This window comes from Bacillus sp. AG4(2022) (assembly GCF_031844465.1).
Classification (GTDB): Bacteria; Bacillota; Bacilli; order Bacillales; family Cytobacillaceae; genus Bacillus_AB; species Bacillus_AB infantis.
This window is the reverse complement of the sequence record NZ_JAUZVH010000014.1, coordinates 33,184-56,768: the sequence shown is the minus strand read 5'-3', so window position 1 is coordinate 56,768 and position 23,585 is coordinate 33,184. Positions and strand designations below refer to the sequence as shown.

Sequence of the window (23,585 nt, the reverse complement as noted above, 5' to 3'; positions counted from 1 at the left end):
CGAAGAACAGTCTGTGGGACTGTTCTTTTTTTGTGCTGTTTTTAGTGAAATGGAGAAGGTTTTAATAAGAAAAGGGTTCTTGGGCGGAAATTAGTGACGGCGTGGGGGAAATGAGCAGGTTTTCGTCGAGAATATTGGGGAGAGCAGCTGCTTTGTTTGTGAATTTAATCATTTGGCTCGGTAATCTACCGACTCAGCAATTTATTTAATCAAATGGCCAGTTAATTTACCGAAATCCCCAATTAATTTACCATTTGCCTTAAATCCAACTATAGCCGGCAGCTAATTTCATAAATATTGCTGGAAAAAGCATTAATGATGGGCATTAGAGCTGAGTATTTGATCAGAATAACCAGGTGAGCAGCTGATTAAACTGTGAATTTAATCATTTGGCTCGATAATCTACCAACTTTGCGATTTATTTAATCAAATGGCCAATTAATTTACCGAAATCTCCATTTAATTTACCATTTGCCTTAAATCCAACTACAGCCGGCAGCTGCTTTCATAAATATTGCTGGAAAAAGCATTAATGATGGGCATTAAAGCTGAGTATTTGATCAGAATAATCAGGTGAGCAGCTGCTTAAACTGTGAATTTAATCATTTGGCTCGATAATCTACCGACTCAGCAATTTATTTAATCAAATGGCCAATTAATTTACCGAAATCCCCAACTAATTTACCATTTGGCCTTAAATCCAACTATAGCCGGCAGCTGTTTTCATAAATGCATGCCGGACGGGCGAATTGCTCTGCGTCCTTGCTTAACATATCGTTGAATACAGCAGCTTTAACCATGAATAATCAATTCGCAAGATAATCCACCAACACCCCAACTAGACTAACAAATATAACCCTGCTGTCCAACCCCACACTCTGCCTTCAAATGTGATTGCCTGCTGCGGCCGCCATGGACACAATGTCAAAATGGCTGCTTTCGTTCAAAAAACCACAAAAAAAAGAAGCATCAGCTTCTACGAGAATATTTCCGGTGTATTTACTTTCCGCAGTTTCTTTAGATAATATTTATATTTTGGATTGTCCGTGTCGGTGTTAATCAGATCAGATTCACAATCTGTGCAGATGAAAGAAGTATATAAATGTATGCCCCTTGTTTTATCCTCTTCGCAAATGACACAGGTTTTCTTCATCTGATTGTTTGCCAATAAAGAATCCATATCTCCACCTCCACCTCTTATTCTGTCCATTGTGCAAAAAATAATACAATTTTTTGAAAAGTCTCGAGGGTATTTACATGTTTTCTATTGTATGTTCTGCTTCGCTTCCGGGTGTATGTCTATAGGCAATTCTTTTGGCAACAGCTTATTTTTATTTAGGGGACGCATTATCTTTTTAAGATGTGGTCTGATAAAATAGGTGAAGAATCTAACAATCTGGTGATAACAATGAATGACTATAATAATATTCCCCTTTACGGCAGGCTGCTGGATCATATAGGTAGGGACAGCATTTCCCTGCATGTCCCGGGACATAAGAATGGCCTTTTATATAAAGGAAGCCAAGAGGCCTACGCAGAGGCACTGAAGCTGGATGTGACGGAATTGTCCGGTCTGGATGATCTCCATGCTGCTTCAGGTGCCATCAAAGAAGCAGAACTCTTAGCAAGCAAGCTGTATGGAGCTAAAGAGAGCTCTTTTTTAATAAATGGGTCGACTGTTGGAAACCTTGCCATGATCCTTGGGACTGTGAAGGAAGGCGAGACGGTCCTTGTGCAGCGGAATTGCCATAAGTCCGTTTTGAATGGGATACGTCTTGCCAAGGCATCTTCTGTTTTCCTGGGGCCGGAGTATAATGGTGACTGGGGGGTGGCCGGCGGCATTGCTCCAGAGACGGTGGAAAAAGCTATCAGCCTTCACCCTGATGCTAAAGCAATCATCCTGACTTATCCGAACTATTATGGCATGGTATTTGATTTGCAGGCAATCATCCATAAAGCCCATCAGCATGGGATACCTGTATTGGTGGATGAGGCGCATGGGGCTCATCTGATTAAAATGTCCCGGCTGAAGTCAGCAGTGGAGCTGGGGGCTGATTTCGTGGTGCAGTCAGCCCATAAGACGCTCCCTGCCATGACGATGGGTGCTTATCTCCATTATAATAGCCGGCTCATCGGTTATGAGGGAGCAAGGGAATATTTGCAGATGCTGCAGTCCAGCAGCCCTTCTTATCCGATCATGGCATCATTGGATGGTGCCAGGCATTATTTAGAAACATTTACAGAAGAGGATGATAAAATCCTCCTTGAGCGTATAGAATCATTCAGGCGCGGGCTTGCCGGCATAAGCGGCCTGCTGGTGCTGGAATATGAAGAAGGTGCAGGAGACCCGCTGAAAGTTGTGATCCAGCCTGAAGGGTTGTCCGGCTTTGAGCTGCAGAGCCTGCTGGAGGACGAGGGGATTTATCCTGAAATGGCGGATCCCTATAATGTCGTGTTTGTCCTCCCGCTCTTAAAGAAGGATATGGATTTTCCTTTTAAAGAGATTATTTTTAAAACGGAGAAGGCCATGTCCGGAAAAAGGAAGGGCCAGACTGCAAAAGTGAATTATTTTCAAAAGCCATCTGTTTCGACCCTTGCCGTGAATGCCCAGGACCTGATGGGGATGAGCAGAAAAGCAGTATCCATGGAGGAGGCGGCAGGAAAGATATGCGCAGAGCTGATCATTCCGTATCCTCCAGGTATTCCGCTCCTTTTTCCCGGTGAAGTGATATCAGAAGAGGATGTGAAGAGCATCCGGCTTTTACAGGCAAGCGGTGCAAGGTTCCAGGGCGGCAGCCATTTAGATAAAAATCAAATCAGCATATATGCTTTACAAGCAGAATGTAAGCAGGAGGAACATGATGGATAAAGGTTTATTTATAACAGCGGAAGGTCCTGAGGGAGCCGGCAAGACGACTATTATCAATATGCTGGCGAGCGGGCTCGCTGATGAAGGATATAAAGTGATGCAGACGAGGGAGCCGGGCGGCATTGAAATCGCTGAGCAGATCAGGGCTGTTATCCTGGATACAAAGAATACAGCAATGGATCCTCGGACAGAGGCGCTTCTTTATGCAGCAGCGAGAAGGCAGCACTTGGCAGAGAAGGTGCAGCCTGCTCTTGATGAAGGCTATATCGTCCTGTGCGACCGTTTTATTGACAGCTCGCTTGCCTATCAGGGATATGCCCGGGGGCTTGGGATTGATGAGGTCTATTCGATCAATCATTTCGCCATTGAAGGCATGATGCCTGAGCTGACCTTATATTTTGATATTGATCCGGCTTCCGGCCTCCAGAGGATCGGCCGGAATCAAGGCCGGGAAGTGAACCGGCTGGATTTGGAGAGCCTGGAATTTCATACGAAGGTACGGGAAGGCTATGAGATCCTGCTTGCAAAATTCCCGGATAGGATTAGCCGCATAGATGCTTCTCTTCCTGTGGAAGAGGTTTACCAGCTGGCATCTGCCAGGCTGAAATCGCTGTTTGCAGATAAATAGATTCTGAACGAAAGGGCCTCATGGGGCCTTTTCTCCTTTTCAGGAAAATATTTTTGTTCTTTAGAGAACGGATTTATTTCATTGCTCCTGAATAGACGCTGTTTATAGACAGAATTCTTGCTATAATATAGATAGATACACGCGGAAAAACACTTTTTAAAGGACGTGACAATAGATGAAGCTAATATTAGCCGTTATTCAGGATCAGGACAGCAATAAGCTGATGAGTGCGTTAGTGGAGCATAATTTCAGGGCAACAAAGATGGCGAGCACCGGCGGTTTTTTAAAAGCGGGCAACACGACCTTTATGATTGGTACAGATGATATCCGGGTGGACAAGGCCCTGCAGGTCATAAAGGACAGCTGCAGTGCGCGCGACCAGCTGGTGGCGCCAGTATCGCCGATGGGCGGGAATGCCGATTCTTATGTGCCGTATCCGGTTGAGGTCGAAGTGGGCGGTGCGACAGTATTTGTTCTGCCGGTTGAAAGCTTCCATCAGTTTTAATAAGGGATAACAGGAGACGATCGCTTTGAAAATAAATCAGGATTTGCGCCTTAACCTTGATAAGGTTAAGCAGGATCAAAAGCTTCAGCCAGGCGATGGGGCAAAGTTCCAGCAGCTTGTCCAGAAGCAGGACCAAAAAATGCAGATGGCCCAGCTTCAGGGGCTTTTGAAGGATATCGACTCTGCCGGGGAACGCCTGGGGAGATCGCGCAATTTCAAGGATCTTGCCAAGTTTAAAACACTTGTCAAACGTTTTGTGAAGGAAACAGTGGATTATGGGATGGAGCTGAACCAGTCCCACAGCTGGAACCAGTATGGACAGGGCCGGTCTTTAAAGATTGTGGAGACCATTGATCAGAAGCTGGCCGATCTGACGGAGGAAGTCATGAAGAAGGAAAAGCAGTCCATCGGTATTCTCGGGAAAATCGGGGAAATCAAAGGACTGCTCATTAATATATATATGTAGGTGAGTGATCAGTTTGGCAAAAACGTGGGAGCAGCTGGAGAGGCTTCAGCCTGCCGTATTGAAATTATTCAAAAACAGCATACAGAAGGACCGGCTTGCCCACGCCTATTTATTTGAAGGGATGAGGGGGACCGGCAAGAAGGATGCCGGGCTTCTTTTGGCAAAAAGCCTGTTCTGCGAAAGGCCGGAGGGCGGCTATATCCCCTGTGAAGACTGCACGAACTGCAGGAGGATCAACAGCGGCAACCATCCGGACATACATCTGCTGGAGCCTGATGGGCTTTCAATTAAAAAGCATCAGATACAGGCGCTTCAGGAGGAGTTCTCGAAAACAGGAGTGGAGTCGAAGCGCAAGCTTTATATGATCAATCATGCCGATAAAATGACGGTAAATGCGGCGAACAGCCTTCTCAAGTTTCTGGAGGAGCCGAACTCTGACTCTGTCGCCATCCTGATGACCGAACAGGGACAAAGGATGCTGCCGACCATTTTGTCCCGCTGCCAGACCATTTCATTCATTCCGCTCACGCCCCAAAATATGGAAGCGCAGCTTGCGGAAAACGGTGTAAGCCCGCAAATGGCGCCATTATTGGCCCAATTAACCAATAATTTGGATGAAGCAATCGCTCTCTCCAGTGATGATTGGTTTGCACAAGCACAAAAAATAGTGTTAAAATTATATGAAGTGCTGAAAAAGAATCCTTTAGAGGCGATGGTTGCACTGCAGGAAGAATGGTTTTTGCACTTTAAAGAGAAAGAGCAGTTTGATCGCGGTTTGGATTTGCTGATACTTATCTTTAAGGATTTACTATATATACAGCTTGGGAAAAAGGGACAGGCTGTTTATCTAAACGAGATGAACCGTTTAGAGCAATATGCATTACAAACGTCCGGACGTCGTCTGACCGAGCAGATGACAGCCATTTTGGAGGCAAAAAGAAAGCTGCACGCAAATATGAATCCGCAGCTGTTGATGGAACAGCTTGTGTTAAAATTGCAGGAGGGATCTTCATTTGTATGATGTAGTGGGAGTACGGTTTAAGAAAGCCGGGAAGATTTATTACTTCGATCCCGGAGATCTCTCAATTCAAAAGGACGACTTTGTAATCGTGGAAACAGTCCGGGGCGTAGAGTACGGAAAAGTAGTAATTGCCCGGAAGCAAGTGGATGAGAACGATGTTGTCCTTCCATTGAAAAAAGTTCTGAGAATTGCAGATCAAAAGGATCGGATGATTGTTGAGGAAAACAAGGAAGCTGCACATGAAGCCTATGAGGTGTGCTGTGAAAAAGTCAGCACTCATCAGCTTGATATGAAGCTTGTTGATGTTGAATATACATTTGATCGAAATAAAGTGATTTTTTACTTTACAGCCGACGGAAGAGTAGATTTCCGGGAGCTTGTAAAGGACTTGGCAGCGATCTTTCGGACAAGGATCGAATTGCGCCAAATTGGTGTTCGGGACGAAGCTAAGATGCTCGGTGGCATAGGACCATGCGGTAGGATGCTTTGCTGTTCTACCTTCCTGGGGGATTTTGATCCGGTGTCGATCAAGATGGCAAAGGACCAGAACCTTTCCCTTAACCCAACTAAAATATCCGGACTGTGCGGACGTCTCATGTGCTGCCTGAAGTACGAGAATGATGAGTATGAGTCTGCGAAAGAGCAGCTGCCGGATATAGGAGCGGTCATCAATACTCCACAGGGCCGCGGCAAAGTGGTTGGGCTCAATATTTTAGAACGCGTTCTGCAAGTGGAAGTGAGAGACCAGGAGCGTGTCCTTGAATATACGCTGGACGAAGTGCTGACAGAAGGTGCTGTTTCGGTACAATCCACAGATTAATGAGGTGGAACGCGTGGATAAAAAAGAAATTTTTGACTCCGTGATCAATATGGAAACCCAAATCGGACAACTGTATACACAGCTTGGCGAGCTTAAACAGCATCTGGCAGAGATACTTGAGGAGAATAATTCCCTGAAGCTGGAGAATGACCATTTAAGGCGCCGGCTGGAAACAACGGCAGAGCAACAGTCCAACAGGAAGAAAGACAAGAAAGGGAAAAGCAAGCCGCAGCAGGATGATAAAGTCATCGATATTGGTGAAGGCTATGACAATCTTGCAAGGCTTTACCAGGAAGGTTTCCATATTTGCAATCTGCATTTTGGGAGCCCGCGCAAAGAAGGGGATTGCCTTTTCTGCCTTTCCTTCCTTAATAAGAAATAATGTAAGCCTTCCTTTTGCCGGGAAGGCTCTTTTTACAATGTTTATCGGAGGAAATTGTATGCTGAATTTAAAAGGGGATGAGCGGCTGGATTATCTGCTTGCTGAAAGGCTGCGCATCATCCAGAGCCCGTCTGTGTTTTCTTTTTCCCTGGATGCAGTCCTGCTGGCGAGGTTTTCTTATGTGCCGATCCAGAAAGGGAACCTGATTGATCTGTGCAGCGGGAATGGTGTAATCCCGCTGTTTTTGAGCAGCCGGACAAAAGGGCAGATCACCGGAGTGGAAATCCAGGAGAGGCTCCATGATATGGCTGTGAGGAGCGTAGAGTACAATGGGCTTGAAGACAGGATTAAAATGATTCATGGGGATATAAAGGAGATGCCGGCCCTGCTTGGGCACGGGAAGTATGATATTGTAACATGCAATCCGCCTTATTTCCTTACCCCAGCCAAAGATCAGATTAATGCCAATGAACATCTTGCCATTGCCAGGCATGAGATTCTGTGCACACTGGAGGATGTGGTGCGCGTCTCAAGTCAGCTGCTGAAGCAGGGAGGAAAGGCGGCTTTTGTCCACAGGCCAGGAAGGCTCCTTGATATGGTCACTCTGATGAGGCAGTATAAGCTTGAGCCGAAGCGTCTCCAGTTTGTTTATCCGAAACAGGGCAAAGAAGCCAATATGCTCCTTGTTGAAGGGGTCAAGCAGGGGAGCCCGGATTTGAAGGTGCTGCCGCCGCTTTATATCTATAATAAAGATCATGAATATACACCGGAAATCAGTGAGATGTTATATGGAAAATGATGCACATTACTTCTATGTTTTAAAATGCAGGGATGGCAGCCTCTATGCCGGCTACACCAATGATCTCGACAGGCGGGTCAGGCTTCATAATGAAGGGAAGGCGGCTAAATATACAAGGGGGCGGGGACCGGTTGTGCTAGTCTACCATCAGGTCTTTTCAGGAAAAACTGAAGCGATGAGGGCAGAATATCAATTCAAGCAGTTAAGCAGAAAAAAGAAAGAAGACTTTCTAATGAAGGAAACAGGTGATTTGGATGTGGCAGCAAAAGAGCTTTAGCAATGATTATAAGAAGGGTACGCTTTATTTGGTGCCGACGCCGATTGGAAACCTGGAGGATATGAGCTTCCGGGCCGTGCGGATGCTGAAAGAGGCTGATTATATTGCAGCTGAGGATACACGTAATACAAAGAAGCTTTGCAATTATTTTGAAATAGAAACGCCTGTCATCAGCTATCACGAGCATAATAAAGGCCATAGCGGTGAAAAGATTATTCAGATGCTTGAAGAGGGATCAGCGGTTGCCGTGGTGAGTGATGCCGGGATGCCGACTATCTCGGATCCAGGCTATGACCTGGTCGTAAAGGCGCTTGAACACCAGCTGACTGTTGTTCCGCTTCCAGGGGCAAATGCTGCACTGACGGCTCTCATTGCTTCAGGCATTGCCTCGCAGCCTTTTTATTTCTATGGTTTCCTGAACAGACAGAAAAAAGAAAAAAAGCAGGAGCTGGAAAAGCTCGCTAAAATGGATGCAACCATTATCCTGTATGAATCCCCGCATCGCCTGAAGGAAACACTGCAGCTGATGAGCGGGCAGTTAGGCGAACGCCAGGCCGTTCTATGCCGGGAGCTTACAAAGAGATATGAAGAATTCATCCGGGGCAGCCTTTCAGAGCTGGCGGAATGGGCAGAATCTGATGAAGTCAGAGGAGAATTCTGTATTATCCTGGAGGGGAACCCGGAGGGAGAATCAGCGGAAGAAGATATGTGGTGGGAGCAGCTTTCCATTGAAGAGCATGTGAAGCACTATATATCTGTGAAGGAAATGAGCTCTAAGGATGCCATTAAGCAGACAGCGAAGGATAGGAGCCTGAATAAAAGAGAAGTTTACAGCGCCTATCATATTGAGCAATAGAAAAAAGCTTCCGGTATATGGAAGCTTTTTTCTTTTCATATAGTATCAAAAAGTATTACACTTACACAGAGCGCAAGTGACTATACTTTTATTATTTTGCAGTTTCAAATGTGCTTTGGATTTCTTTCAGCAGCTGCTCTGCACCGTCACGGCTCAGGATCAGCTTGCCGCCTGCAAGTGTGATGTTATCATCAGAGACTTCGCCGGTAACCTGGCAAGTCATGTTTGGCTTATATTTTTTCAAAATGATGCGCTCATCATCAACATAGATTTCAAGAGCGTCCTTTTCGGCGATGCCAAGTGTACGTCTTAACTCAATCGGAATAACTACGCGTCCCAGCTCATCAACCTTACGAACAATACCTGTAGATTTCATATTAAAAATCTCCTCTCATATCTCCACTATTTTCTTTTTCTCTATCTATAGATTCGTCATTATTCGACAAAATTCTTATAGATTACATAATACCAGCCATTCCCAAATCCGTCAATTACTTTTAAATCAAATTTTTTTAGAAATTTTTAGGCGATGAAGAAAGTTGCTATATCAGGGTTTTGTGGCTGGAGAGACACATTTTTGGCAGAGAGCTGTTCTGAAGATTATTTTGAATTAAGAGTATAAATTTATACTATGATAACATCATTCGACAAAATTCTACAATAATGTCGAAACGCTTCATAATATATACTTCGTGCTTGGTTTCGGATTTTTGGGGATGGAAGGGGGAGCTTCAGACCTGGGCAAGCCGCTTTTCTTCATGTCCAGCTCCCGGCGCTAGCCCCTCGAGTCCTAAGCCAATCAGATCAGAAGGTTAAAGAACAACCTTCCGCTCTGCTCGTGTTAAGCTTGTCGGGGCTGAGCAAGCGCCCTCCGCCTTTCTTCTTGTCCAGCTCCGGCTCCTAGGTGCTCGAGTCATAAGCCACTTTGGAACCGAAGGCAAAGAACGCCTTCAATTCCAAAGCGTCTTATGCTGGGCTCACAGGATGTGGGTCATGCAGGCGTTGCCACAGGACGTGGCGTATTTAGCCTCCGTTCCTTAAATTGCAAGTCGCCTCCGCCTTTCTTATGTCCAGCTCCAGCGGCTAGAGCCTCGAGTCATAAGCCACGGCAGAATTAAAGGCAAAGAACGCCTTTTATTCTGCCGCGTCTTATGCTTGTCGGCTCTGGGCAAGCCGCTTCCGCCTTTCTTAGTTGCACTATTTGATATTTTTAGGTATATTTTGAGGGTATAAGAGGCTATGCTGACGAGTATAGAAAACATAGTGAATTTGCTTGATTGCGGGCATGCTAGGCTGATTTTCGCTCTCGTCCTGGAAAGGGCGGGATTTTTTGCATTCAGGGCCTGAGATGCCATGTCAAATAGATGGACGAGCTTGTTTCTTTTGCTTGCTCTTACTTTGCTGAACATTAACAGGAGGGAAACCAATGGAAGGAAAATTGAAGACCTTTTATCTTACAACCCCGATCTATTATCCGAGCGGAAATCTGCATATCGGCCATGCCTACACAACAGTGGCCGGAGATGCGATGGCCCGCTATAAGCGCCTGCGCGGCTATGATGTAATGTATTTGACCGGTACGGATGAACATGGACAGAAAATTCAGCAGAAAGCTGAAGAAAAAGGCGTAACGCCGCAGGAGTATGTTGATGAGATCGTCGATGGCATCAAGGACCTGTGGAGCAAGCTGGACATCTCCTATGATGATTTCATCCGCACGACCCAGGATCGCCACAAACAGGTGGTTGAAAAGATTTTCGCCCGCCTGCTTGAGCAGGGCGATATTTATTTGGGAGAATATGAAGGCTGGTATTGTACGCCTTGTGAATCATACTTCACAGAACGCCAGCTGGTTGACGGCAACTGCCCTGACTGCGGACGCCCTGTCAATAAAGTGAAGGAAGAATCCTATTTCTTCAAGGTGAGCAAATACGCAGACAGGCTGCTTAAGTATTATGAAGAAAATCCGCATTTCATCCAGCCAGAATCACGCAAGAATGAAATGATCAACAATTTCATCAAGCCTGGACTTGAGGACCTGGCTGTTTCAAGGACAACCTTTGACTGGGGCGTAAAAGTGCCGGACAATCCAAAGCATGTGGTATATGTATGGATCGATGCGCTTTCCAACTATATTACGGCCCTTGGCTACGGAACAGAAGACGACTCCAAATATCTGAACTATTGGCCTGCGGATGTCCATCTGGTCGGCAAGGAAATTGTCCGTTTCCATACGATCTACTGGCCAATCATGCTGATGGCGCTGGATCTGCCGCTGCCAAAGAAGGTATTTGCCCATGGCTGGCTTTTGATGAAGGATGGGAAAATGTCCAAATCCAAAGGGAATGTCGTTGATCCTGTTACATTGATTGACCGCTACGGACTGGATTCCCTCCGCTATTACCTCCTTCGCGAAGTGCCGTTCGGCGCTGATGGTGTTTTTACACCGGAAGGATTTGTTGAGAGGGTCAATTTCGACCTGGCAAATGACCTGGGCAATCTGCTTAACCGTACGGTGGCAATGATCGAGAAGTATTTTGACGGAACGATACCTGCCTATCAAGGATCTGAAGGCGAGTTTGACAAGCAGCTGCTTGATATGAACAAAGAAACAGTCGCCAAGTATGAAGAAGCGATGGAAAAGATGGAATTCTCTGTAGCCCTTTCATCTGTGTGGCAGCTTGTGAGCAGGACGAACAAGTACATCGATGAAACACAGCCATGGGTGCTTGCGAAGGACGAAGCACGCAAGGAAGAGCTGGGCAATGTGATGTTCCACCTGGCTGAGTCTCTGAGAAGGACCGGCGTATTGCTGAAGCCTTTCCTGACACGCACGCCGGATGGAATCTTCAATCAGCTGAATGTGAATACAGAAGAGCTGACATCATGGGAAAGCCTCGAGACGTTCGGCCTGATTCCGGAGAATACGAAGGTAGTCAAAGGAGACCCGATCTTCCCAAGGCTTGATATGAAAGAAGAAGTGGAATACATTAAAGAAAAAATGCAGGGAAGCGCACCAGCTCCTGCAGCAGAAGAGAAGAAGGTGCCTGAGAAGCCGGACAGCGAGGAAATCACAATTGATGATTTTATGAAGCTGGACCTGCGGGTAGCTGAAGTCATTTCGGCTGAGCCGGTCAAGAAAGCGGATAAGCTTCTAAAGCTTCAGCTTGATCTTGGGTATGAAAAGAGGCAGGTAGTTTCCGGGATTGCAAAATTCTATAAGCCGGAAGAGCTTGTCGGCCGCAAGGTTATCTGTGTGACCAACCTTAAGCCGGTTAAGCTGCGGGGCGAGCTTTCAGAAGGTATGATCCTGGCCGGAAGCGAGGACGGAGCGCTGTCACTTGCGACTATTGCCGAGTCACTGCCAAACGGAGCGCGTGTAAAATAAGCCAGTAGAATGGACATAGGGATGTTTTGCGTTTCATAAGCGTCGGACAGCCCTATGTTTTCTTTCATTTAAGGACAGGAAAAATATTTTGTAACATAAATGAAATAATAGAGATGTAAATATAATATTTTCTCTAGTAAGGAGTTTTTCTATGTTATTCGACACGCATGTACATTTGAATGCCGAACAGTTTGAGGAAGATCTGGAAGAAGTGATCGGGAGGGCGCAGGCAGAAGGTGTCTCCCATATGGTGGTTGTCGGCTTTGACCGCCCGACAATCACCAAAGCCATGGAGCTGGCAGAAGCCTATGATTTTATTTTTGCATGTGTCGGCTGGCATCCTGTCGATGCTATTGATATGACTGATGAGGACCTGGCCTGGATCGAGGAGCTGGCTGCCCATCCAAAAGTAGTGGCAATCGGGGAGATGGGGCTTGACTATCATTGGGATAAATCGCCGAAGGATGTCCAGAAGGATGTATTCAGAAGGCAGATCAGGCTGGCGAAGAAAGTTAAGCTGCCGATCGTCATCCATAATCGGGACGCAACGGCTGATGTTGTGGAAATCCTGAGGGAAGAGGGAGCGGGAGAGGTCGGCGGCATCATGCATTGCTACAGCGGGAGTGTCGAAGTGGCTAAGGAATGCCTTGATATGAATTTCTATATTTCTCTCGGTGGCCCGGTAACCTTCAAAAATGCGAAAAAACCGAAGGAAGTCGCAGAGGCAGTTCCTCTTGAAAAGCTATTGATTGAAACCGACTGCCCTTATCTTGCTCCGCATCCCTACCGGGGAAAAAGGAATGAGCCTGCCTATGTTAAGCTGGTGGCTGAGCAGATTGCCGAACTGAAAGGGCTGGCATTCAAAGAAGTGGCAGAAGCGACAACGGAAAATGCAAAAAGATTATTCGGCATCAACCGCTAAGCGTTTTTGTCGATTCATGGGGGAGCTTGTCCCTATTAAGTCCAATTCTTAAAAGTTCTACACGCCTCCTTTTCGTCATAGGATAACCGTGTCGATAAGTCTCTCTTTCCTTTCTCTTGTTTTTTTTGCATAATAGGAAATACGTTTTCCCCCTCCCGCCCAGGAAAGCAGCAAAATGAGAGAAAAGTGTTTGAGTTGACAGCCGGCAAGATACTCTATATAATCACTCCGAAGAGAAAAGGAGGCGTTTTTCATCGCGATTGAGAACATGAAAAACCTGTTTTCCAAGTCTTTGAGTAAGAAAAAACTGACCGTCATGGTTGCTAGTTTAATAGTTTTTTCGGCAGCTGCCGGGTTCATGATTTTTGAAACCACGAAAAAAACAGTAGCAGTTTCCATGAATGGCCAGGACAAAGTCATCAAAACACATGCAGATACAGTTCAAGATATATTCGATGATCTGGAAATATCCCTTCGCTCAGAAGACTATCTGTTTCCCTCGGGAAGCACAAAGGTAAAGGACGGCTTAGAGGTAGTATGGGAGCCGGCAAAACAGGTTCAACTGACAGACAGCAGCGGGAAGAAAACGATTTGGACAACGGCTGATACGGTTGGCGGGCTTTTAAAGGAGCAGAATATTGCACTTTCAGAGCACGATAAAGTCAATCCGAAGCCGGATGAGGGAATTAAGGACGATTTAAAGATAGAAGTGGAAAAAGCTTTTGCGTTGACGCTCATTGAGGGCGGCAAGAAACAACAAATGTGGTCAACTTCGACTACGGTCGCTGACTTTTTATCGCAGCAGGGAATTACACTAAACAATATGGACCGTGTTGAACCAAAGCTAGAAGAGACAGTCAAGGAAAATGCCATTGTCAATGTCATTCGAGTTGAAAAAGTCACCGATGTAGTGGAAGAACCAATCAGTTATGCCGTGGTTACAAAGAAGGACGCCAGCCTTGCCAAGGGGAAGGAACAGGTTGTCTCCCACGGGCAGGAAGGCCTTTTATCAAGGCAGTATGAAGTTGTTTTGGAAAACGGAAAAGAAACATCCAGAAAATTGCTCAGTGAAAAGAAAGTAAAAGAGAAAAAGGATAAGATTGTTGCTGTCGGCACGAAGGTTATGGCGCAGAGGGTTGCTGTTTCCCGCGGAGCGGGCTCAAGCGAGTCCGGCAGGGAGATGTATGTTTCCTCTACTGCATATACTCCAAGCTGCAGCGGATGCTCGGGCATAACCGCTACAGGGATCAATCTTAAATCAAACCCAGGCATAAAAGTCATCGCCGTTGATCCGCGGGTAATCCCGCTAGGCACGAAAGTCTATGTCGAAGGATATGGCTATGCAGTGGCAGCCGATACCGGCTCTGCCATTAAGGGCAATAAAATCGATGTATTCTTTGCTTCCAAGTCGGATGCATACCGGTGGGGAAGAAAGACGGTTAAAATCAAAATATTAGACTAAACGATTTATGCAGGGGAAGAATTTCTCCTGTTTTTTTGTTGGTTTAGCGGAGTCTGGCAATGCGGAATGATTTTTTCCCGGCGATTCGGTAATATATAATAAAACACAGACGGATTGTTTTTATTGTTACTCATACTATTAGACGATTCAGATTACAAAAATGTTTCAAGTTTTTATCAAATTTTTCATTTTAATTTTGGAGGACCAATGAAGATTAAAGAAATCATTGTAGTGGAAGGCAAGGATGATACGACGGCTATAAAGAGGGCGGTCAATGCTGACACGATTGAAACGAACGGTTCAGCCATCAATGCGGCAACTCTGGAAAGAATCAAGCATGCTCAAAGCAAGAGGGGTGTCATCGTTCTGACGGATCCGGACTTCCCGGGCCAGAAGATCCGTGATAGCATCACCCGCCATGTGCCTGGCTGCAAGCATGCTTTCATAGATAAGACGGATGCACTGCCGAAGTCGGGGAGAGGCCTGGGGGTCGAGCACGCTTCCCCTGAGACGATCAGGAAAGCACTCCGGGAGGCCCAGACTATGCAGGAAACAGCCCGGGAGGAAATTACCCAGGAAGATTTGATCCTGGCCGGCCTCATCGGCGGGAGCAGCGCGAGGGAGCGCAGGGAGAAGCTGGGAAGGCTTCTTAAGATTGGGTATACTAACGGAAAACAGCTTCATAAGAGACTGATGATGTTCCAGGTCCCGAAAGAAGACTTTGCATCTGCCATTGAAGCGATCGACCAGGAGGAGCGCCATGCATAAAGATATCGCAACACCACTTAGAACACGTGCCATACTTGAAAAATACGGCTTCAGCTTTAAAAAGAGCCTGGGGCAGAACTTCCTGATAGACACCAATATACTGAACCGGATCGTCGACCATGCCGAGCTCCGGGAAGGTTCAGGAGCAATTGAGATCGGGCCCGGCATTGGGGCACTCACAGAGCAGCTGGCCAAGCGGAGCGAAAAAGTGGTCGCCTTTGAAATTGACCAGAGGCTCCTTCCGATCCTGAAGGAAACGCTCGCACCTTATCCGAATGCTGAAGTGATCCATCAGGATGTCCTAAAGGCTGATGTTAAAACCACAATCGAGGAAAGGTTTGCACCGGGCCAGGATCTGATGGTGGTTGCCAATCTCCCGTATTATGTGACCACTCCGATCATCATGAAGCTCCTGGAGGAAAAACTGCCGATCCGCGGGATCGTCTGCATGCTCCAGAAGGAAGTGGCTGACCGCATTTCGGCCAAGCCGGGCTCAAAGGACTATGGATCGCTTTCAATTGCCGTCCAGTATTATACAGAAGCAGAAACGGTCATGATCGTTCCCAAGACTGTATTTGTTCCGCAGCCGAATGTCGACTCGGCCGTGATCAGGCTGACGAGGAGGGAGCAGCCTCCAGTGCTGGTGAAGGATGAGGCATTCTTTTTCCAGGTGACAAAGGCAAGCTTTGCTCAAAGAAGGAAGACCATCCTCAACAACCTGACAAGCCAGCTGCATGAAGGAAAGCAGAAAAAAGAGGCCATCCTTGCTGCATTGGAGACAGCAGGCATTGAGCCTTCCAGACGCGGGGAGACCCTTTCAATCGGGGAGTTTGGCCGCCTGAGCGATGAACTTTATCCCCATTTTAAAAATTAACGAGCAGGAGCCCGGAAATCGCCGGGCTTCTTTTTTTATTTGCCTGCTGCCGCCCATTCACCCGGAAGGCACATGTGCAGGGGCATTTGCATAGTTTATGAAAGAACCAGAAGCGATTAGACCAGCTCGGCACAGGAGCTTAATGGAGTGACGCCAGTGAGCATTAACCTTATGGATATTGTAGGAAGGGTTTCATATAACTGTGACATCATGTTTCGGGTGATCGATATACGTGAAGAAGAAGGCCGGAAGCTCGCGGTTCTGTATGGAGAGGATATCAGGCTGATAGCGGATGCGCCTTATGAAGATCTGATTGTGATCAACCAGTCAGAGCGGATGAAGATGTCAAGGCAGTATCAGTCCCTTGAGGAACAGTCTTATAATCTGTTCAGGCAGGATGTGAGCCTCCTGAAGCAGAAGCAGGAATACGAAGCAACCGGCGCATACAGCAAGCCGTTCAATTATTTTCAGATCCCGGGCAGGGTGCTTCATCTGGACGGTGATCCGTCCTATTTAAAGAAATGCCTTTCCCTATATGAGAAGATCGGTGTCCCGGTAACCGGGATTCACTGCAATGAAAAAGAGATGCCGAGTAAAATAGGCCAGCTCATCGACTATTACAGGCCGGATATCCTGGTCATCACAGGGCATGATGCCTACTCAAAGGCCAAAGGCAAGGTGACCGATATCAATGCTTACCGCCATTCCAAGCATTTTGTCCAGACGGTCAGGGAAGCGCGGAGAAAGATTCCCCATCTGGATCAGCTGGTCATATTTGCAGGGGCCTGCCAGTCGCATTTCGAATCCCTGATCCACGCAGGGGCCAATTTTGCAAGCTCGCCATCACGTGTCAATATCCATGCCCTTGATCCCGTCTATATTGTGGCTAAAATCAGTTTCACGCCTTTTATGGAGCGGATTAATGTATGGGACGTCCTCCGAAATACGCTGACAGGCGAAAAGGGGCTTGGCGGGATAGAGACAAAAGGTGTGCTCCGGACGGGCATGCCGTTTAATAAAGGAGCGGAATAAGGGGAATAAGCCGGCATAAGAGCGGGCTTATTTTTTTGTTCAGGCACTGTCATGGCATTTGCTTAAGTCAGGCAGGACAGGCTTTCGCCAGCTCTGTTTTCAGGCTGCCCAAATGATAAGCAGCAAGGTTTTCCTGTCTTATTCATATTTGGCACATAATTCGCTTATTTTAGGGAATGATAAAAATGTTGAAAAATAGGATAAAAAGTAGACGAAAATATATTGACAATCTTTTTTAAAGACTGTTATAATTTATGTTTTTATTTGACTCTACTGTGTCAGTGTGATATACTTTACATAGTGAGGTGGACCGAATGGCAAAAACATTAACGGACATAAAAAAGGCTCTTGATTCAAATTTGGGGAAAAGGCTTTTGCTTAAAGCCAATGGCGGGCGCAGGAAAACGATTGAACGTTCAGGCGTGCTGGCAGAAACATATCCCTCTGTATTTGTGATTGAACTTGATCAGGATGAAAATGCATTCGAACGCGTATCTTACAGTTATGCAGATGTTTTAACAGAAACGGTTCAAATTACCTTCTACGAAGACGCATCAGGACATATGGCTTTAAGCTGATATATATCCTTTTCTAAAAAGCAGGGGCGGCAAAACGATTTTTGCCGCCCCTGCTTTTTAATTTGCTCCCGCAGAAACAGTCAAATATAGGTTTGCATGGGCAGGCTTGATGCCGCCTACAATAAAAATACCGCAATGCTTAAAAAGGGGATGTTGCATTGAGCAGGAGAAAAGGCGTCATGTCAGAAGGATTCAAGGAAGAACTGGCGAAAGAGCTCGGCTTCTATGATGTTGTCCAGAAGGAAGGCTGGGGAGGCATCCGGGCGAAGGATGCCGGCAATATGGTGAAACTGGCGGTAGAAAAAGCACAGCAGAGCCTCCTTCAGTAAAAAATGATGTTCACTGCTTCAAGCTTGAAATCAAACAGCTGCATTTGCGGGCCCGGGGGCAATCCCCGGGTTTTTTGCGTCTAAGGGGCTCCAAGGCCCTTCCAGACAGCTCATTCTGCCTTTTCTCTTTCCCATTCGCATGGTAAAATTACTTATTTGTTGAAGAATGTCTGATTCGAACGTCTTACAAGCCCTGTTTTGTGGTAAAATAGGACAAAAACTGAGACGTTGAAATGAGCAGAAGTAGGTGGGTATTTTGAAGCTTTTAGTAAAGGCGCCGGCTAAGATCAATTTATCGCTGGATGTATTATATAAACGGCCGGATGGCTACCATGAGGTGGAGATGATCATGACGACGATCGATCTCGCCGACCGCCTTGAATTGACTGAATTGAAAAAAGACGAAATCAGGATCATTTCCCATAACCGGTTTGTGCCTGATGACCAGCGGAATCTCGCATACCAGGCGGCATCCCTGCTGAAGGAGCGGTTCAAGGTAAAACAGGGAGTGGCCATTACGATAGAAAAGACCATTCCGGTCGCGGCAGGGCTTGCCGGCGGCAGCAGCGACGCAGCAGCAGCCCTGAGAGGCTTGAATAAGCTGTGGGGGCTCGGCCTTTCACTGGATGAGCTTGCAGAGATCGGGGCGGAAATAGGATCAGATGTATCTTTCTGTGTCTATGGCGGTACTGCGCTGGCGACGGGGCGGGGAGAAATGATTAAGCATCTGCCGGCACCGCCGACATGCTGGGTGATCCTCGCGAAGCCATTCATCGGGGTATCGACTGCGGATGTATACAGGCGCCTCGATCTGAAAGGGATCCATCATCCGAATACCGCGGGCATGGTAGAGGCGATCAAGGATGGCGATTACAGCAGCGTATGCGAAAATGTCGGGAATGTATTGGAAGATGTGACGCTCAATCTTTATCCTGAAGTCGCACAAATCAAAGATCAGATGAAAAGGTTCGGAGCGGATGCTGTGCTGATGAGCGGATCGGGGCCTACGGTGTTCGGCCTTGTTCACCATGATTCAAGAATGCACCGGATTTATAACGGCCTGAAAGGCTTCTGTGATCAGGTCTTCGCGGTACGAATGCTGGGTGATCAGCATAAGCTTGATTAAATCCGTATATTAGTGGTATATTATCGTTAATTATTCGGATTCCGGAGGTTTCGTAATGATGAAGTTTCGCCGCAGCGAGCGCTTAATAGATATGACGAATTATCTGCTGGAGCATCCCCGGCAGCTGGTGTCCCTCACTTTTTTTGCCGACCGTTACGGCTCTGCCAAATCTTCGATCAGCGAAGACCTGGCCATTATAAAAGAGACATTCGAACAGCGGGGGATCGGCACCCTTCAGACAGTGCCGGGTGCAGCCGGTGGAGTGAAATACTCTGTAAAGGTAAGCGATGATGAGGCACGCCCTTTTATAAGCGGGCTTTGTGAGGTCATTGCCAGCCCGGAAAGGCTCCTGCCGGGAGGCTACCTGTATATGACTGATATCCTCGGCGATCCGGCGATTGTCCAGAAGGCGGGAAGAGTCTTTGCCTCCGCTTTTGCCGATGCTGATATCGATGTAGTCATGACCGTGGCAACAAAAGGGATCCCGCTTGCCTACGCTGTCGGGGCATACTTAAATGTGCCGGTCGTGATCGTCAGGAGAGACAGCAGAGTGACAGAAGGATCGACAGTGAGCATCAACTATGTTTCAGGGTCAGCCAAGCGCATCCAGACGATGGTGCTTTCGAAAAGAAGCCTGGAAGAAGGATCGAAGGTGCTGATTGTCGATGATTTTATGAAAGCAGGCGGTACGGTCAACGGCATGATCAGCATGCTGGAGGAATTCAAGGCACATGTTGCCGGGATTGCGGTCCTGGTGGAAGCAGAAAAAGCTGAAGAACGCCTTGTTGATGAATATTTGTCTCTTGTCCAGCTTGCAGATGTGGATGTCAAAGAGAAGAAAATCAATGTGACAGAGGGAAACTATTTCAGGCATAAGAACGGATAAAGGTGGGAGAAGCCATGAAAAAAGTTCATACAGAGATGGCTCCGGCTGCAATCGGACCATACTCACAGGGAATTGTCGTAAACAATATGTTTTACAGCTCAGGCCAAATTCCATTGACTGCCGGAGGCATCATGGTGGATGGCAATGTCAAGGAGCAGACACACCAAGTGTTCAAGAACCTCCAGGCTGTACTGAAGGAAGCGGGTGCTTCGCTGGAAACGGTCGTAAAAGCGACGGTCTTCATCAAAGATATGAATGACTTCGCGGAGATCAATGAAGTGTATGGAGAATATTTCGGAGAGCACAAGCCGGCCCGTTCCTGTGTGGAAGTAGCAAGGCTGCCAAAAGATGCACTGGTTGAAATTGAAGTAATAGCGCTCGTTAAATAAAACGGGGGCTTTTTTTTACCTCAAAATATTTTCTGAATTACCTGTAAATTTAGGCGGTTTGTACTGCTGTGGAAGGTCCGCACTTTCTGTAAGCGCCTCCTTTTGCTTCCTTTTCCCCAGAGCACGGGAAAAAACCCAAAAAAAAATTCCCATTCAAGAAGGAGAATTGGAAAATTTGTTGAATTAATAAAATTAGAATTTATTTACTAGTAAAGGTGGTGAACCAAATGGAGGTAACTGACGTAAGATTGCGCCGTGTAAATACAGATGGACGGATGAGAGCAATTGCTTCAATTACTTTAGACCATGAGTTTGTTGTTCATGATATCCGTGTCATTGACGGCAATAATGGCCTATTTGTCGCAATGCCAAGCAAACGTACACCTGATGGAGAGTTCCGTGATATCGCTCACCCGATCAATTCCGGAACGCGCGGCAAGATCCAAGAAGCTGTTTTGGCAGAATATCACCGCTTAGGCGAATTAGAAGTTGAATTTGAAGAAGCCGGAGCTTCTTAAGTATAATTGCAACGAGGGCCTACTTCATTAGTCAGGCTCTTTTTTATGGCCATTTTCACTGCCTGCTCCTTATTATTGCCTTTCCCCTGTAAGACCCCTGTATAAACCATCCTTCTTAAATAATTTCCTTCCCAGAAAATCTTCCTTATGACAAAAATATGTACTTTGGCAACATTCCTTGAAATGAAAGGCTTTTTGAGATATATTCTTAATGGATAAAAAGGTAAATTGGAGGCCTGTAAATGTCTACACGTTTCGCGGTAATTTTAGCCGCAGGCCAAGGGACACGCATGAAGTCAAAGCTTTATAAAGTGCTTCATCCCGTTTGCGGCAAACCAATGGTTCAGCATGTTGTGGATCAAGTATCGAATCTTCATATAGAAAAAATCGTCACCATCATCGGGCATGGCGCCGAACTTGTCAAATCCCAGCTGGGTGATGCAAGCAGCTATGCGCTTCAGGAGGAACAGCTCGGCACAGCCCATGCTGTCATGCAGGCTAAGGATGCCCTTGAAGGTAAAGAGGGTGTGACCATCGTTGTATGCGGGGATACACCCCTCATCAAGGCAGAAACAATGGAGGCGCTCTTCCGCCATCATGAGGAAACTGGCGCAAAAGCAACCATCCTTACTGCCATTGCTCCTGATCCTGCAGGATATGGAAGAATTGTACGGAATGAAAACGGGCATGTCGAGAAAATCGTCGAGCATAAGGATGCGACAGAGCAGGAGAGAAACATCACAGAAATCAACACAGGTACATACTGCTTTGATAACGCAGCGCTTTTCCGTGCCCTGAACAATGTCAGCAATGACAATGTCCAAGGAGAGTATTACCTGCCTGATGTCATAGAAATCCTGAAAACTGAAGGTGAGACGGTATCAGCCTTCGCAACAGGCGATTTCGATGAGTCACTGGGTGTCAATGACCGTGTTGCCCTTTCTCAGGCAGAACGCATCATGAAAAGGCGCATTAATGAGAAGCATATGAGAAACGGTGTGTCGCTGATCGATCCTAAACAGACGTATATCAGCCCTGAAGCGGTGATCGGCCAGGATACAGTCATCTATCCGGGAACAGTCATCCAGGGGGCTGCGGTGATCGGCTCAGAATGCGTGATCGGCCCCAACACGGAAATCAAGGACTGTACAATTGGGGACACCACTGTTATCAGGCATTCTGTCGCCCATGACAGCAGCATCGGCAGTGGTGTAGCGATTGGGCCGTTTGCCCATATCCGTCCTCAGTCAGATATCCATGATGAAGTGAAGGTCGGCAATTTCGTTGAAATCAAGAAGTCTGTTTTCGGCAAAGGAAGCAAGGCATCCCACCTGAGTTATATTGGGGATGCGGAAGTCGGAAGCGATGTGAACCTCGGCTGCGGCTCAATCACAGTCAATTATGACGGGAAAAACAAATTCCTGACAAAAATCGAAGACGGTGCATTCATTGGCTGCAACTCCAATCTGGTTGCACCTGTAACGGTCGGAAAAGGCGCGTATGTAGCGGCCGGCTCTACCATCACGGAAGATGTGCCTGGAGAAGCACTGGCAGTGGCCCGTGCAAGGCAGACGAATAAAGAAGATTATGTGAGCAAGCTTAATAACAAGAAATAATAGTGATAAAAAGCTAATGGAGGTTAACATGTCGAACCAGTATTTAGATCCAAACTTGAAGGTGTTTTCCCTGAATTCGAATCGTGATCTGGCATCGGAAATTGCAAAGGTTATCGGAGTGGAGCTTGGAAAGTGCTCTGTTACACGTTTTAGTGATGGAGAGATCCAGATTAACATCGAGGAAAGCATCAGGGGCTGTGATGTATTCGTGATCCAGTCCACAAGCTCTCCTGTAAACGAGCACTTGATGGAACTTCTGATCATGATTGACGCACTGAAGAGGGCTTCTGCCAAGACAATCAACATTGTTATGCCTTACTACGGCTATGCACGCCAGGACCGCAAGGCGAGAGCCCGTGAACCGATCACGGCCAAGCTTGCAGCCAACCTGCTTGAAACGGCAGGGGCGACGCGTGTCATCACGCTGGATCTTCATGCGCCGCAAATCCAGGGCTTCTTCGATATCCCGATCGACCATCTGATGGGTGTGCCGATTTTGGCCGATTATTTCGGGAACAAAGATCTGGATGGCGATATTGTCATCGTATCACCGGACCATGGCGGAGTAACCCGCGCACGCAAACTTGCTGAGCGCCTGAAGGCTCCGATCGCCATCATCGACAAGCGCCGTCCTAAGCCGAATGTGGCGGAAGTCATGAATATCGTCGGAAATATCGACGGCAAGATTGCTATCCTTATCGATGACATCATCGATACGGCCGGCACGATCACCCTTGCTGCGAACGCCCTGATTGAAAATGGCGCGAAGGAAGTCTATGCGTGCTGCACACATCCTGTGCTGTCAGGGCCGGCGATCGAGCGGATCCAGAACTCAAATATTAAAGAACTGGCTGTCACAAACTCCATTGCTTTGCCTGAAGAAAAGAAAATCGCAAAAGTCAGGGAGCTGTCTGTAGCCCCTCTTATCGGGGAAGCGATCATCCGCGTCCACGAGGAGCAATCTGTCAGCACTCTGTTCGATTAATTCAGCAGTACAAGAGGCTTGCCGCAGGGCAAGCCTTTTATGCTATACTCATGTTATAAAACAGCTTGCAGGCAAATGTGTTTAAAACA

26 protein-coding genes are annotated in these 23,585 nt (G+C 46.9%); 24 read left to right on the top strand and 2 right to left on the bottom strand.

What is annotated here, in order from left to right; all coding sequences use genetic code 11:
• Positions 1-976: 976 nt before the first annotated feature.
• Positions 977-1,180, bottom strand: a complete 204-nt coding sequence (locus Q9R36_RS25045) for a sigma factor G inhibitor Gin (protein WP_022543201.1) — start codon at positions 1,178-1,180, stop codon at positions 977-979.
• Positions 1,181-1,408: 228 nt separating this feature from the next.
• Between Q9R36_RS25045 and Q9R36_RS25040 the strand changes: the two genes are divergently transcribed.
• The 10 genes from Q9R36_RS25040 (at position 1,409) to rsmI (ending at position 8,623) form a co-directional block, all read left to right on the top strand.
• Positions 1,409-2,869, top strand: coding sequence for an aminotransferase class I/II-fold pyridoxal phosphate-dependent enzyme (locus Q9R36_RS25040; RefSeq protein WP_253615964.1), 1,461 nt, complete (start codon positions 1,409-1,411; stop codon positions 2,867-2,869).
• The gene (gene tmk, locus Q9R36_RS25035; RefSeq protein WP_022543202.1) at positions 2,862-3,497 is read left to right on the top strand and encodes a dTMP kinase; all 636 of its coding nucleotides are present in this window, start codon (positions 2,862-2,864) and stop codon (positions 3,495-3,497) included. The genes Q9R36_RS25040 and tmk overlap by 8 nt, the downstream gene beginning before the upstream one ends.
• A gap of 175 nt (positions 3,498-3,672) precedes the next feature.
• On the top strand, positions 3,673-4,002 hold the full coding sequence (locus Q9R36_RS25030) for a cyclic-di-AMP receptor (RefSeq protein WP_009791690.1): 330 nt from the start codon (positions 3,673-3,675) through the stop codon (positions 4,000-4,002).
• A 25-nt stretch (positions 4,003-4,027) separates the two neighbouring features.
• Positions 4,028-4,468, top strand: coding sequence for a YaaR family protein (locus Q9R36_RS25025; protein WP_009791691.1), 441 nt, complete (start codon positions 4,028-4,030; stop codon positions 4,466-4,468).
• Between the two features lie 13 nt (positions 4,469-4,481).
• The gene (gene holB, locus Q9R36_RS25020; protein WP_094769603.1) at positions 4,482-5,489 is read left to right on the top strand and encodes a DNA polymerase III subunit delta'; all 1,008 of its coding nucleotides are present in this window, start codon (positions 4,482-4,484) and stop codon (positions 5,487-5,489) included.
• Positions 5,482-6,309: a PSP1 domain-containing protein gene (locus Q9R36_RS25015; protein ID WP_009791693.1), complete on the top strand. Its 828-nt coding sequence runs from the start codon at positions 5,482-5,484 to the stop codon at positions 6,307-6,309. The genes holB and Q9R36_RS25015 overlap by 8 nt, the downstream gene beginning before the upstream one ends.
• A gap of 13 nt (positions 6,310-6,322) precedes the next feature.
• Entirely contained in the window at positions 6,323-6,691 is a 369-nt protein-coding gene (yabA, locus tag Q9R36_RS25010; protein ID WP_009791694.1) for a DNA replication initiation control protein YabA, read from the top strand.
• Between the two features lie 58 nt (positions 6,692-6,749).
• Entirely contained in the window at positions 6,750-7,490 is a 741-nt protein-coding gene (locus Q9R36_RS25005; protein ID WP_311226064.1) for a tRNA1(Val) (adenine(37)-N6)-methyltransferase, read from the top strand.
• On the top strand, positions 7,480-7,767 hold the full coding sequence (locus Q9R36_RS25000; RefSeq protein ID WP_009791696.1) for a GIY-YIG nuclease family protein: 288 nt from the start codon (positions 7,480-7,482) through the stop codon (positions 7,765-7,767). Before Q9R36_RS25005 ends, Q9R36_RS25000 begins: the two co-directional genes overlap by 11 nt.
• The gene (gene rsmI, locus Q9R36_RS24995) at positions 7,745-8,623 is read left to right on the top strand and encodes a 16S rRNA (cytidine(1402)-2'-O)-methyltransferase (RefSeq protein ID WP_009791697.1); all 879 of its coding nucleotides are present in this window, start codon (positions 7,745-7,747) and stop codon (positions 8,621-8,623) included. The genes Q9R36_RS25000 and rsmI overlap by 23 nt, the downstream gene beginning before the upstream one ends.
• A gap of 91 nt (positions 8,624-8,714) precedes the next feature.
• Here the strand turns inward: rsmI and Q9R36_RS24990 are convergent, their stop codons facing one another.
• Positions 8,715-8,999, bottom strand: coding sequence for a transition state genes transcriptional regulator AbrB (locus Q9R36_RS24990; RefSeq protein ID WP_009791698.1), 285 nt, complete (start codon positions 8,997-8,999; stop codon positions 8,715-8,717).
• A gap of 1,050 nt (positions 9,000-10,049) precedes the next feature.
• On the opposite strand from Q9R36_RS24990, the gene metG reads away from it, so the two are divergent.
• The 14 genes from metG to Q9R36_RS24920 all read left to right on the top strand — a co-directional run bounded on the left by metG (position 10,050) and on the right by Q9R36_RS24920 (position 23,496).
• A complete protein-coding gene (metG, locus tag Q9R36_RS24985; RefSeq protein WP_009796187.1) occupies positions 10,050-12,011 on the top strand; it encodes a methionine--tRNA ligase in 1,962 nt (653 codons plus the stop codon).
• Positions 12,012-12,162: 151 nt separating this feature from the next.
• Positions 12,163-12,933 carry a TatD family hydrolase gene (locus Q9R36_RS24980; protein ID WP_009796186.1) on the top strand — a complete coding sequence of 257 codons (771 nt, stop codon included), beginning with the start codon at positions 12,163-12,165 and terminating at the stop codon, positions 12,931-12,933.
• Between the two features lie 268 nt (positions 12,934-13,201).
• A complete protein-coding gene (locus Q9R36_RS24975; RefSeq protein ID WP_022543204.1) occupies positions 13,202-14,395 on the top strand; it encodes a G5 and 3D domain-containing protein in 1,194 nt (397 codons plus the stop codon).
• 207 nt (positions 14,396-14,602) lie between these two features.
• Complete coding sequence (gene rnmV, locus Q9R36_RS24970; RefSeq protein ID WP_009796183.1) at positions 14,603-15,163, top strand: ribonuclease M5; 561 nt, start codon at positions 14,603-14,605, stop codon at positions 15,161-15,163.
• Positions 15,156-16,037 (top strand): 16S rRNA (adenine(1518)-N(6)/adenine(1519)-N(6))-dimethyltransferase RsmA, encoded by an 882-nt coding sequence (gene rsmA / locus Q9R36_RS24965; RefSeq protein ID WP_009796182.1) that lies wholly within the window; start codon positions 15,156-15,158, stop codon positions 16,035-16,037. The genes rnmV and rsmA overlap by 8 nt, the downstream gene beginning before the upstream one ends.
• 156 nt (positions 16,038-16,193) lie before the next feature.
• Entirely contained in the window at positions 16,194-17,069 is an 876-nt protein-coding gene (gene yabG / locus Q9R36_RS24960; RefSeq protein ID WP_022543205.1) for a sporulation peptidase YabG, read from the top strand.
• Between the two features lie 314 nt (positions 17,070-17,383).
• Positions 17,384-17,647: a biofilm formation stimulator Veg gene (gene veg, locus Q9R36_RS24955; RefSeq protein ID WP_009796178.1), complete on the top strand. Its 264-nt coding sequence runs from the start codon at positions 17,384-17,386 to the stop codon at positions 17,645-17,647.
• A gap of 158 nt (positions 17,648-17,805) precedes the next feature.
• The gene (locus Q9R36_RS24950; RefSeq protein ID WP_009796176.1) at positions 17,806-17,976 is read left to right on the top strand and encodes a small, acid-soluble spore protein, alpha/beta type; all 171 of its coding nucleotides are present in this window, start codon (positions 17,806-17,808) and stop codon (positions 17,974-17,976) included.
• Between the two features lie 256 nt (positions 17,977-18,232).
• Complete coding sequence (gene ispE, locus Q9R36_RS24945; protein ID WP_009796175.1) at positions 18,233-19,102, top strand: 4-(cytidine 5'-diphospho)-2-C-methyl-D-erythritol kinase; 870 nt, start codon at positions 18,233-18,235, stop codon at positions 19,100-19,102.
• A gap of 58 nt (positions 19,103-19,160) precedes the next feature.
• Entirely contained in the window at positions 19,161-19,988 is an 828-nt protein-coding gene (gene purR / locus Q9R36_RS24940; RefSeq protein WP_035403610.1) for a pur operon repressor, read from the top strand.
• Between the two features lie 14 nt (positions 19,989-20,002).
• Positions 20,003-20,377, top strand: a complete 375-nt coding sequence (gene ridA / locus Q9R36_RS24935) for a 2-iminobutanoate/2-iminopropanoate deaminase (RefSeq protein WP_009796173.1) — start codon at positions 20,003-20,005, stop codon at positions 20,375-20,377.
• Positions 20,378-20,604: 227 nt separating this feature from the next.
• Entirely contained in the window at positions 20,605-20,895 is a 291-nt protein-coding gene (gene spoVG, locus Q9R36_RS24930) for a septation regulator SpoVG (RefSeq protein WP_009336662.1), read from the top strand.
• A 242-nt stretch (positions 20,896-21,137) separates the two neighbouring features.
• On the top strand, positions 21,138-22,511 hold the full coding sequence (gene glmU / locus Q9R36_RS24925; RefSeq protein WP_311226063.1) for a bifunctional UDP-N-acetylglucosamine diphosphorylase/glucosamine-1-phosphate N-acetyltransferase GlmU: 1,374 nt from the start codon (positions 21,138-21,140) through the stop codon (positions 22,509-22,511).
• Between the two features lie 28 nt (positions 22,512-22,539).
• Positions 22,540-23,496 carry a ribose-phosphate diphosphokinase gene (locus tag Q9R36_RS24920; RefSeq protein ID WP_009796168.1) on the top strand — a complete coding sequence of 319 codons (957 nt, stop codon included), beginning with the start codon at positions 22,540-22,542 and terminating at the stop codon, positions 23,494-23,496.
• Positions 23,497-23,585: the final 89 nt, after the last annotated feature.

What these genes read in the sequence shown, in the direction of transcription:
- Q9R36_RS25045 (WP_022543201.1), bottom strand. Translation starts at nt 1,180, where the DNA reads ATGGATTCTTTATTGGCAAACAATCAGATGAAGAAAACCTGTGTCATT.
- Q9R36_RS25040 (WP_253615964.1), top strand. Translation starts at nt 1,409, where the DNA reads ATGAATGACTATAATAATATTCCCCTTTACGGCAGGCTGCTGGATCAT.
- tmk (WP_022543202.1), top strand. Translation starts at nt 2,862, where the DNA reads ATGGATAAAGGTTTATTTATAACAGCGGAAGGTCCTGAGGGAGCCGGC.
- Q9R36_RS25030 (WP_009791690.1), top strand. Translation starts at nt 3,673, where the DNA reads ATGAAGCTAATATTAGCCGTTATTCAGGATCAGGACAGCAATAAGCTG.
- Q9R36_RS25005 (WP_311226064.1), top strand. Translation starts at nt 6,750, where the DNA reads ATGCTGAATTTAAAAGGGGATGAGCGGCTGGATTATCTGCTTGCTGAA.
- Q9R36_RS25000 (WP_009791696.1), top strand. Translation starts at nt 7,480, where the DNA reads ATGGAAAATGATGCACATTACTTCTATGTTTTAAAATGCAGGGATGGC.
- rsmI (WP_009791697.1), top strand. Translation starts at nt 7,745, where the DNA reads ATGTGGCAGCAAAAGAGCTTTAGCAATGATTATAAGAAGGGTACGCTT.
- Q9R36_RS24990 (WP_009791698.1), bottom strand. Translation starts at nt 8,999, where the DNA reads ATGAAATCTACAGGTATTGTTCGTAAGGTTGATGAGCTGGGACGCGTA.
- metG (WP_009796187.1), top strand. Translation starts at nt 10,050, where the DNA reads ATGGAAGGAAAATTGAAGACCTTTTATCTTACAACCCCGATCTATTAT.
- Q9R36_RS24980 (WP_009796186.1), top strand. Translation starts at nt 12,163, where the DNA reads ATGTTATTCGACACGCATGTACATTTGAATGCCGAACAGTTTGAGGAA.
- Q9R36_RS24975 (WP_022543204.1), top strand. Translation starts at nt 13,202, where the DNA reads ATGAAAAACCTGTTTTCCAAGTCTTTGAGTAAGAAAAAACTGACCGTC.
- rnmV (WP_009796183.1), top strand. Translation starts at nt 14,603, where the DNA reads ATGAAGATTAAAGAAATCATTGTAGTGGAAGGCAAGGATGATACGACG.
- rsmA (WP_009796182.1), top strand. Translation starts at nt 15,156, where the DNA reads ATGCATAAAGATATCGCAACACCACTTAGAACACGTGCCATACTTGAA.
- veg (WP_009796178.1), top strand. Translation starts at nt 17,384, where the DNA reads ATGGCAAAAACATTAACGGACATAAAAAAGGCTCTTGATTCAAATTTG.
- purR (WP_035403610.1), top strand. Translation starts at nt 19,161, where the DNA reads ATGAAGTTTCGCCGCAGCGAGCGCTTAATAGATATGACGAATTATCTG.
- ridA (WP_009796173.1), top strand. Translation starts at nt 20,003, where the DNA reads ATGAAAAAAGTTCATACAGAGATGGCTCCGGCTGCAATCGGACCATAC.
- spoVG (WP_009336662.1), top strand. Translation starts at nt 20,605, where the DNA reads ATGGAGGTAACTGACGTAAGATTGCGCCGTGTAAATACAGATGGACGG.
- glmU (WP_311226063.1), top strand. Translation starts at nt 21,138, where the DNA reads ATGTCTACACGTTTCGCGGTAATTTTAGCCGCAGGCCAAGGGACACGC.
- Q9R36_RS24920 (WP_009796168.1), top strand. Translation starts at nt 22,540, where the DNA reads ATGTCGAACCAGTATTTAGATCCAAACTTGAAGGTGTTTTCCCTGAAT.